General features: G+C 35.9%; 11 protein-coding genes. 8 read left to right on the forward strand and 3 right to left on the reverse strand.

Annotated elements, in window-relative coordinates:
• Positions 1 to 816, forward strand: an 816-nt coding sequence (locus DESAMIL20_RS01930; protein WP_239393366.1) for a methyl-accepting chemotaxis protein, incomplete at its 5' end; no start/stop codon positions are given.
• Between the two features lie 87 nt (positions 817 to 903).
• Here DESAMIL20_RS01930 and DESAMIL20_RS01935 read toward each other — a convergent pair.
• Both DESAMIL20_RS01935 and DESAMIL20_RS01940 read right to left on the reverse strand, forming a co-directional pair.
• A complete protein-coding gene (locus tag DESAMIL20_RS01935) occupies positions 904 to 1,254 on the reverse strand; it encodes a DUF1722 domain-containing protein (RefSeq protein WP_158090484.1) in 351 nt (116 codons plus the stop codon).
• A gap of 218 nt (positions 1,255 to 1,472) precedes the next feature.
• The gene (locus DESAMIL20_RS01940; RefSeq protein ID WP_086033202.1) at positions 1,473 to 1,775 is read right to left on the reverse strand and encodes a 2-thiouracil desulfurase family protein; all 303 of its coding nucleotides are present in this window, start codon (positions 1,773 to 1,775) and stop codon (positions 1,473 to 1,475) included.
• 142 nt (positions 1,776 to 1,917) lie between these two features.
• On the opposite strand from DESAMIL20_RS01940, the gene DESAMIL20_RS01945 reads away from it, so the two are divergent.
• From DESAMIL20_RS01945 to DESAMIL20_RS01975, 7 genes are all read left to right on the forward strand, one after another.
• Entirely contained in the window at positions 1,918 to 2,196 is a 279-nt protein-coding gene (locus tag DESAMIL20_RS01945) for a hypothetical protein (protein ID WP_086033203.1), read from the forward strand.
• Positions 2,193 to 5,897 carry a pilus assembly protein gene (locus DESAMIL20_RS01950; protein ID WP_086033204.1) on the forward strand — a complete coding sequence of 1,235 codons (3,705 nt, stop codon included), beginning with the start codon at positions 2,193 to 2,195 and terminating at the stop codon, positions 5,895 to 5,897. Before DESAMIL20_RS01945 ends, DESAMIL20_RS01950 begins: the two co-directional genes overlap by 4 nt.
• Positions 5,882 to 6,337 carry a prepilin-type N-terminal cleavage/methylation domain-containing protein gene (locus tag DESAMIL20_RS01955; protein ID WP_086033205.1) on the forward strand — a complete coding sequence of 152 codons (456 nt, stop codon included), beginning with the start codon at positions 5,882 to 5,884 and terminating at the stop codon, positions 6,335 to 6,337. The genes DESAMIL20_RS01950 and DESAMIL20_RS01955 overlap by 16 nt, the downstream gene beginning before the upstream one ends.
• Positions 6,318 to 6,704 carry a prepilin-type N-terminal cleavage/methylation domain-containing protein gene (locus DESAMIL20_RS01960; protein WP_086033206.1) on the forward strand — a complete coding sequence of 129 codons (387 nt, stop codon included), beginning with the start codon at positions 6,318 to 6,320 and terminating at the stop codon, positions 6,702 to 6,704. The genes DESAMIL20_RS01955 and DESAMIL20_RS01960 overlap by 20 nt, the downstream gene beginning before the upstream one ends.
• Complete coding sequence (locus DESAMIL20_RS01965) at positions 6,701 to 7,759, forward strand: PilW family protein (protein WP_086033207.1); 1,059 nt, start codon at positions 6,701 to 6,703, stop codon at positions 7,757 to 7,759. The genes DESAMIL20_RS01960 and DESAMIL20_RS01965 overlap by 4 nt, the downstream gene beginning before the upstream one ends.
• The gene (locus DESAMIL20_RS01970; protein ID WP_086033208.1) at positions 7,756 to 8,247 is read left to right on the forward strand and encodes a hypothetical protein; all 492 of its coding nucleotides are present in this window, start codon (positions 7,756 to 7,758) and stop codon (positions 8,245 to 8,247) included. Before DESAMIL20_RS01965 ends, DESAMIL20_RS01970 begins: the two co-directional genes overlap by 4 nt.
• Positions 8,248 to 8,332: 85 nt before the next feature.
• Positions 8,333 to 9,220, forward strand: coding sequence for an urease accessory protein UreH domain-containing protein (locus tag DESAMIL20_RS01975; RefSeq protein ID WP_086033209.1), 888 nt, complete (start codon positions 8,333 to 8,335; stop codon positions 9,218 to 9,220).
• Here the strand turns inward: DESAMIL20_RS01975 and DESAMIL20_RS01980 are convergent.
• Positions 9,213 to 9,998: TolC family protein (locus DESAMIL20_RS01980; protein ID WP_143340224.1), on the reverse strand; the 786-nt coding region annotated here is incomplete at its 5' end. The two genes, DESAMIL20_RS01975 and DESAMIL20_RS01980, sit on opposite strands and share 8 nt — an antisense overlap.

Genomic DNA, 9,998 nt, shown 5'->3' on the forward strand with positions numbered 1-9,998 from the left:
ACAGAGGTTCAATCTTCCACAAACTCACTTGCATCATCTGCAGCTCAAATCTCTGCATCCAGTGAGCAGGTCTCATCAAACACAAAAGAGATATCACATGCAACAGAAGATACAGCAAACGCCCTATCTGGCATAGCCCGCTCTACAGAAGACATAAGAGTATCTTCCGATGAAGCAAAAGAGATTACAGACAAGATGGTAAAAGAAATCCAGCTCAATGTAGAAGCAATCCGAGAGCTATCCAATTCTATCTCAAAAGCAAGTCTTGATGTAAATGACCTTGGAGAAGCTTCAAAGAAAGTAGGAGACATTCTAAAGATAATAAACGATATAACAGATCAGATAAACCTCCTTGCATTGAACGCTGCCATTGAAGCGGCCCGTGCAGGTGAGCACGGCAGAGGCTTTGCAGTAGTTGCAGATGAGATAAGAAAGCTTGCAGAAAAAACACAAAAAGCTACAGACGAAGTGGCAGCAATCATAAAATCCATACAGGAAAAAACTTCAAAAGTAGTAAGCGTTATGAACCAAACCCAATCAGATACACAACAAAAAGCAGATGCCATTGCCCAAACTCAAGACAGTGTCCAGACAGTATCAGATAAAATCGCCAATGTTTCAGACCAGGTAAACTCCCTATCTGCTGCAACACAGGAGCTTTCTTCTACAGTCTCAGAGCTTGAGATGCAGGTAAAAGAAATCAGCAAAGCTCAAGAAGAAAATGCAAAGGCAGTAGAGTCTATCTCAGCGAATGCCCAAAATCTAAAGACAATATCTGATGGTCTGTTATCTGTTGTAGGTAAGTTTAAGACTTGAAAAAACAAACCCTTACTTGAAGGGTTTGTTTTACTTTTTTGTATAATAAATCGATTTATTTAAATGTTGAAATATTAGAGCCTAGACCTAAGTCTTTAAGGTAGAGGTTAAAAAAGGCTTAGTTTTTAAATAGCTAATGTTGTACTTTTCTATATAGAGTTCAAACATTCTATTTATTGCAACAAGGGTGATAATGCCTTTTTTAAAGTCTGATGGAGCATTTAAGAATACTGTTTTTTCATTGCTTGACAAAAAGTCTTTAATAAGGCCAAATATGTGATCTAGTGTGTTATACACATTATTTCTTTTGCTTTTTATTTGCATAGTTTCTAAAAAAAGTGCGGTGTAAGAGTATAGTGTTTCCTCAAAAGATGGGTTTGTAAATGGAGCAATTTGGCCTAACTTTTTGTAATTTTTGTTGCTTTTGGATAAAAGCAAAAATTTATACCGCGTATGAAAACCAATGAGGCCTTTTTTGGATGGATTTTTGATTAAATTTTTAATATCGCAATAAGCATAAACTCCAGTGATAAAGTTATATCTTAACCATGCATCATTAAGCCGTTTTTCTTCTTCGTGGGGTAGTCATAGGAAATGTTCCAAAAAGGCTTTTGAAAAGATGACTTGTGTATTTTTACCGCTTGACATTGAGTTTTCTAAATATAATTTGGTTTGGAACACACCACAGCTTGGAGATTTTGAAGCAAATATAAATCCGCAAAATTATTTTTGGCTGTTTTTGCAGCATTAGCATAGTAATTGAGAATACTTTCTGTATAATTGTTCTTTGTTTTATTGCCAATAGCATGAATTTTGCCATCTTTGTCCAAAACAAGCCTCATAGATTCTATTGGGTGGGACAATATAGCATCTTCATGGCAAAATGGTATAAAATCAAAATATTTTGACAGGCTAACTACAAAGTTATCTTTTTTTGAAGAACCGTTATATGCACTCAATCCCCAAAAAACAAGCTGATGCGCCTACCTTAATCATTTTTACATTATAATTTTTTTATTAAATTTTTGCAACAAATATGGATTTTTATTGACGCCTTTATTAAAATAAAATATATTCTAAATAAAAAAGGAAGTAAGTTTTATGAAAGGGTTTATGCAGGGTTTAATAGTGCTTGCTATAATGCTAAGCAGTATTAGTGCTTTTGGCTATACTTTAGTTGTGGGGAAAATTATATCTGTGGATAAAAACACAGCGCAAATAGAAATCTTATCAAAATTGTGTCATGGAAAACACACTGTTACTGTAAAAAACCCGCAGGCTATACCAGTTAATCTGATACATAAAGTAAATTTTCTTATGCAGATAGATAAGAATTGCTCCAGTGTCGTAATAGGCAATACAAATAGAGGTCCGCAATGAAGAAGGTTTATTTTTTGATAGTGGTTGCTTTTTTAGTTTTTATTTCTAAGATCGCTTTTGCAGACATGAGTCAGTATTGTGCTACGCCGCCATTTTTGTCTCAAAATGTAGCACCTAATGTGTTAATTGTTCAAGATGTAAGCGGATCTATGGGCTGGAGCGCCTACAATCCAGATAGCCAAGGGCAAGGCTACTGCGGTGATAATTGGAACATTACTAATTGCCCAAGCTCTTACCACCACTCAACTCAAACAACATACGAAGGCTACTTTATACCCACAGATGTATATTCATATGACTCAACAAATAATTTTTGGTATATTAATAAGTCAGCTACTCACCAAAGATGCCCATCAAGTGTGTTTACTTACAATTTCCCTTACGACAATAATACTCGCACATATAATTCTTATACGGGCAACTGCTTAAATTTTCTTTTGATGTCAAGAAGCGACCTTGTAAAATGGACTATGACCGGGGGCGAGCCGCAGTCTTGTAGCAATTATTCCAGTAAACAGTGCGACCCTACACTTAATACGAGCGATATAAGAACTGTAGATGGGGGCGGTATTGTACTGTCTCCATCTATTAATAGTAATAGGGTATATGATTTTGGAAATATGTTTTCTGTCCTAACACCCATGCCTCGCATAAACCAGGCAATACTGCCATCACTTCAAAATATGTCTTCAAGTTTAAAACCAAGAATGGGGTTACTAATGTTTACAACACCATCGGGTTTAAATGGGCAACCCTACACAATCCCGCAGACTGTTTATATTGGCGGATATCCATACAATCAGCGGCGCACTGGCAAAACTTACAGCACTTCTATGCTGTCAACCAAACCTTACACATATATTATGCGGTTTATGAACTACCAGATGCCTACGCAAGGTACACCTACTGGCCCAGCTTTGCAAGATGTAATTGATTATTTTTCTCAAAATCCACCTACGTATTCTTATGGCTTTAGCATTTCTAAAGATACCTGGAAAGACCCGCTGTATGTTTGTCCGCCCTATACAAGCTCTTGTCAAGCAGCCCCTTGTGCACAAAATTATGTCATTTTGATGTCCGATGGTGGCTGGGATATACCAGATTGTTCTACAAGCTCAGATCCTGTAAACCAAGCGTATACTTTGCATACGGGTGTCTCAAACGGTAGCCTAAGGAGTGACTTTTCTAACATTACTATACAAGATTTGTATGCAGTTTATCTTGGAAATTTGGGTACGCAAAACTACCAGTTGGCGCAAGACTATGGCACTGTATACGGCCAAAATGCACTTGAAAACATAGCGTATTTTGGCAGCTTTGAACCGCTTGGTTCTGTAAACACAAGCTCTTTCCCATCATCAAACTGCATTGATAATACTGACTGCCCAGGCCAACAAGCTCAAGGCAGTCTTTGCACGAAACCATCTAAAATACCAAATACTTTTTTTGCACCAAATAATGCAAGTCAAATCAAAGATAACCTTCTTAGTGCCTTTTCAAATATTATAAAGCAGGCATCCAGTGCTTCAAGTGTTGCAAGCATAAGTCAAAAAACGCAGTCTGGATCAAGTGCAATCCAGGCTGTCTTTTACCCTGAAAAAATTTTTGATAATAACACAAGCGCAACATGGATAGGTTACTTGTATGATTGGTGGCTGTATAACGCGGTAGGCAGTACCACATCGAATATATTAAATAACAATACACCAAACTACCTTGAACCATCGAAGGATTACACATTAAACTTTGTCTTTCAAAACAACCAGCTGCAAGCACAAGAATATTCTTCTAATGGAAGCCTCGTTAATACAGTCTCTATTGACCAATTAAAACCTCTTTGGGAAGCAGGAAAAATTCTTTGGAAGGCTTCCTCAACTAGTAGAACAATTTACACAACTGATGGTGTTTCTTTAATACGTTTTGCAGCAGCTAAGAATTTAACTAGTTTTATAAGTGATCTCAATATAAACTTGCCAAATGATTCGTATTTATGTAATGACGCGCAAAATTGCACGCTAAAGACTGCTGCCACAAATCTAGTAAATTATATTTTGGGACAGGATTTAACAGGCGCAAGAAATAGAACAGTTAACATAGGTACTACTTCTCATGTATGGAAGCTTGGCGATATTATATACTCTACACCGCAGGCAGTTCAATATACTAACTGGATTGATCCATCTAAAAGCTTTAACGTAGTGTACGTGGGTGCAAACGATGGTATGCTTCATGCATTTTTAGCTGGACAGGTACAGAATATAAATTTACCAAACAATGCTGTAGCTAAACTTTGCGCAAACGATGAGTCAAGCTGCCCGAGCGTTGATGGCTATTATACTCCAGGCAGCGAGCTTTGGGGTTTTATACCAATGGATTCTCTGCCATATTTAAAATATCTTGCAAACCCTAATTACTGTCATATTTACTATCAAGATTTGACGCCATATATTTTTAGAGCCAATGGTCATATAATTTTAATTGGCGGGATGAGGATGGGTGGCGCAACAAGCACAACAAGCACAACAGCGCAAACAGATTTTATCCAAACTCCATCAATTTCACAATCCCCTTCAGGTCAAACCTCAAACAGTATTGGTCTTTCTGCTTATTATGCTTTGGATATTACAAACCCATTTAATCCTACATTCTTGTGGGAATTTACAAATCCTGGTCTTGGTTTTAGTTTTTCTGGTCCTGCTGTGATAAATGTAAACGGGCAATATTTTGTTATGTTTTTAACTGGACCAACAGATTACAAAGGAGACGCTGGTTTGCCATTAAAAGCTTTTATATTGAGCCTAAATGGTGACTTTACTGAAAATAGTTTAACTACCATAAATGTAGGTTCAAGTTTAAATCACGCCTTTGGCGGTAGGCTCTTTACACAAGGTATTAGCGATGACTCAACAGGCAACACCATAGCTGTGCCATTTGGCGTCTCTATTGAAAATGAAAGTGGAAGTGGAAGTGGAAGTAAATGGAGCGGATCTGTGTATATGCTTTTTACGAATAATTCTCGAAGACCTAACGACTGGACATTTCAAAAAATTATGACTACAAAAAACCCCATTACAGCTAAAGTGGCACATATGTCCTGCTTTAATAGAACTTACATATTTTTTGGCAGTGGAGAGTTTTTTAAATCTACAGATGATTATAATCCAAATAATCCTGATAAATTATACGGTGTTGATGTGACTAATTGTTTAGCAGGTGGAAATTGTAACATTAATGCAGCTCATTCTACAAATTATTCTTGTCAAGAGCTTACTAGTCCTGGCAGTGGCTTAAATTCCTGGTATGTAAGCCTTGATAATTCTGAATCAAATGGCTACCTAAAAGAGCGAGATATATCAGATCCTACGGTTACAGGCCAAAATGTGGTCTTTTTTACCACCACAGAACCCACAAGTAATCTATGCGGTTTTGGCGGCAGAACGCGCGTATGGGGTCTAAACTGTGCAACTGGTACTGCTGCGCTTGATAACTCTTGCCCTGGCTATGTTGTTAACAATGTAAGCGGCACGCTGCTTTTGCAAACTTCAACGGGTGCGGTTGAGCAAGTTAACCCCACCACTACTTTTACAAAAGGAAACCCTGCAACATCCTGGCAAACGGGCATTTCGCCAGAGACATCCACAACCTTTATAGCGCCATTTACGGGTCAAGCAGGTATAATTATACAATGGAAGAAAGAATAATCAGCGCATTTACTCTTTTAGAAGTAGTTTTGGCTTTAGCAATACTTGCAATTGTTTTATCCATTGCTATACCAAATTTTTCGCAGTTTTTAGAAGACTACAACATGTCAAATCAGGTTGATAAGTTTTACTCAGATATTAATTATACAAAATTTTACTGCATATCTCACCATGTGCCAGTTAATATTAATATATCTCAAAATCAAATAGAAGCTCTAACAAATGATACAAACTCAACGCTTATTGTGCAGGATAATTTTAGTTACCCTATGTCTTGTTCAAATAATTCTGTTACAATTGCCCTAAATGCATTTGGCATAGCTCAAGGTAGTGCAAGCTGCTATATTGAGCAAAAAAATAATGCAAACCCCAATTGTTTTGTAATTCAATCATCAAGGATTAGCACAGGAAGGTGGATAAATGGTATCTGTCAACAATAAAGCTTTTACTATAATTGAAGCAATTATTGCATTATTTATCTTGTTGATTGTCGTGCTTGGGCTATTGTATAGTTTAAACTTGTCAATAAATGTAAATATGCAAAATACGCTACGAAATCACGCACTAAGAATTGCTCAATCTCAAACAGATGAAATTCTAAACAATGCTTTTAATAATATACCAGTAAAAACAACATACACAAAAACCATTGATACCCAAGTTAATAATTTTGTGCAGCACTACACTGTTAACGTAGTACCAACTATTGAGCCACAACAAGAAGTTATTTTGTATACAATAACAGTTAGTTGGATTTACAAAGGTCAAACATATTACCACGCTCAAAATACAGCGGTGCATTTATGAAAAAAGGTTTTACGCTAATAGAAATTTTAGTTGCACTTTTTATTACAATCATTGCTTTGTCTATTGGATACTTCACATACATCAAAATTATGAAGGGCTCTTTATTCCAATCTAGTATAAGCAGCTCTCAAATCTCAACGCTCTCTGGAACATCGCTATTACAGTACGATATTTCAATGGCAGGCTATGGTCTTCCTATGGGTCCTGCAGGTACATTTAATTTTACAGAAAGCTCTAACTCCACAGCAAGTAATTATAACCATGATACTTTACCAACTGGTGCCTATAATATAGGGCAAAATTCTCAAACATCGCCGCAGTCTTCTTATTTAGTTATAAGATCTGCTATTGCAGATATAAACAGCGCATCGCAAAAGTTCGCAGTTGCATATTACAACTCAAATAGTGATAATTGGAATATCGATTACAATATGGGTAGTTCTGCAAGCAATTTTTCACCAAATGATAATGATTATTGTATTGTTATGGATTCAAATAAAACACTGCTAAAAAACCCCAATGGTGGTTTTTATTTTAATTTTTCTGATCTCTATAATTCGATTAATACATTAAATCTCAATCAGTCACAAATTTACTTAATATACGGTTTAAACCCTACTCAAGCACCGCGTATGCCTTTTAACAGGGTGGATTATTTTTTAAGTCAAAACGGTTTGCCAAATTATTGTGACCCAGATACCTATGAGTTGTACCGTTCTGTAGTCAGTCAGAATAATGGGGCAAATATTGCAGTTCCTATTTTGGGCTGCGTTAGAGCCTTTTTTGTGGAAACAAATATCAATAACACTTGGTACCAAAGTACGAGTAATTTAGACCCAAACACCATTAATACTCAAACACAGTTAATAAAAGTTTTTATATTAAAGCAAACTAGCAAATACTCAAATAGTGTAATAACTACAAATAATATAATTGTTGGGGATGCGGACGTAGGAACACTTTTTAGTTTTCAACCAAACAGCATTGATTCACATTATGAGTGGAAAACTATTAAAATGACAATAAAGCCAATGAATATAGGACAAAATCAATGAAAAAAAATCAAGATGGGATAGCATTAATTATTGTAATATTTATCAGTGCACTTGCTTTAATTTTAGTTAGCTTAATGTTGTGGTTAGTTTTGGGCGGCACTAAAATCTCTGGTATGAGCTCGCAGTACAAAAGCGCTTCTGATGCAGCAAAAGGCGCAAGCAGTATTGTTATATCAATGCTTAAGTTTGATTCGCCAACGCCCGATTTGCCAACAAATGACTACTCAATTGCTAACCCTACCTGTATGGCAATAAAGTTAGAAAAACCTACCATTGCATGGAGTAACTGGAATTGTTCAAATGCAAAGCCAGACATTATAATACAGCTTGGCTCTTATACAGTGTATGCTACTATAATTTTAACACAGGTGATATTGCCACAAAAAAATAATGCTCCAGTAACCTACTTTTATACAGTAAAAGTTCATGCATTTAGCAATCAAAATGAAAGTTCAAATATCACTTTTGTATATAAAATCTCACGCTAACAATTATTTATATAGAATTTTTTATAAGTTTGACAATTTTATAAGTTAGCATTATATTTGTCTTTGCAATTTGTAGGGGGTGCTTATGGATTTATTTAATGTGCATGCTCAATCAAGCGTCTTTATGACAATAATCTTGGCTTATTTGCTAGGCATTGTACATGGTATTACACCAGATGAGCATACATGGCCTATTACATTCAGTTATTCAATTGGCAGTTATTCGGCTAAAAAAGGATTTTTTATAGGGCTTGCTTTTTCTTTAGCATTTAGCGTTCAAAGAGCAATAGCAAGTGAACTTGCCTACTTTTCCTTAATTAGCTTTATGTCAAAACCTTATATTGATTACATTATATATATTATTGTAGGTACTGCAATGGTATTTGGCGGCTTGTATGTTTTTAGATTTAATAATGTTTTTCATATACATTTTGACAAAATTGATAAAATACACCACCAAGAGGCATTATCTGGCAATTACATAGATGAAAAACATAAAAAAACCACATATAAAATGGCTATAATTCACGGTTTTATTGCAGGCTGGGGCTTTGGTGCGTTCGCTTTGATTCTATACACAATATTAGCCCCCTCTATGCCAAACGCTTATAGTGCATGGTTACCTGGATTTATGTTTGGGCTTGGCACCACTACTGTTCAAATTTTGGCAGGTGCATTTTTTGGTATTTTAGGTAAGAGATTAAATTTGCCTCAAAACGTAAGTCAGCATATAGCAAAACTTACAGCGTCAAGAACACTTGTTTGGGGTGGCATATTATTTGCATTATCTGGCATTTTAGGCTTGAGCTATCCGAATCTGCTATCGTTTAATATTGCAACGCCTATAAAAGTTCACAACTTGCATAATTTAAATATAGGCTTTTTCTTAGTTATTGTTATAGTATTAGGTGTTGGACTTACAACTTTTATAGGAGAAACGATAAAATACAAAAGGCTATACAAAACTATTTAAACCTAATCAAATAATCAAACTCATCTGACTTTCCAACAGCATTTGCAAGGTTTTCTAGCGCTATGCAGTACCCATATATAGCTCCATAGTAGTTAGACTCAGATTGAGTAAGAAGTGTTCTTGCATCAAGTATGTCTGTGGATGTTGCAAGTTGGTTTAGATAGCGCTCATTGGTTAGCTTATAGTTTTCATTTGCTTCTTTTAGGGCAGTTTGGGATACTGAGATATTGTGGTATGCTACTTCAGCTTGATCGTATGCGTTTAGTATTTGAGTTTTGGACTGTGTTTTTAGATTAGCCAGTTCATTTTCTAGGGCAATCTGTTGTAGCTTTGCGGCTTGTACATCATTTTTTGTTTTACCCCAGTCAAATATATCCCAGTTTGCAATTATGTTTAGGCTATAGATGGAGTTATCGGCGTATGGGTTATTGTTCATATCGAGGTTTTGACCATTGCGGTTGTAGTTTGCCTTTAATTGTACCTGAGGATAATAGCTAGACTCTACCATACCTACTTGAGCTTTGGCTTTGTTAATTGCAAATGATAGTGCTTTAATATCTGGACGGTTGTCTGTTTGAGCATAAAGTGAGTCAAGGGGTGTTTTTAAGTTAACAACATCCGCTACCTGATCAAATGTATGTGTTTTATCAATGGGCTCGTTGAGCAATTGGTTTAGCTGAGCTATAGCGTTTGTTAAGTTAGCATAAGCTTGTTTTAGCTCTTGCTTTGCATTTGAGTAGGCTACTTGTGATTTTAGTAAGTCTACTTTTGGGATAAG

Origin of the sequence: Desulfurella amilsii, from assembly GCF_002119425.1 — a bacterium.
Lineage (GTDB): Bacteria > Campylobacterota_A > Desulfurellia > Desulfurellales > Desulfurellaceae > Desulfurella > Desulfurella amilsii.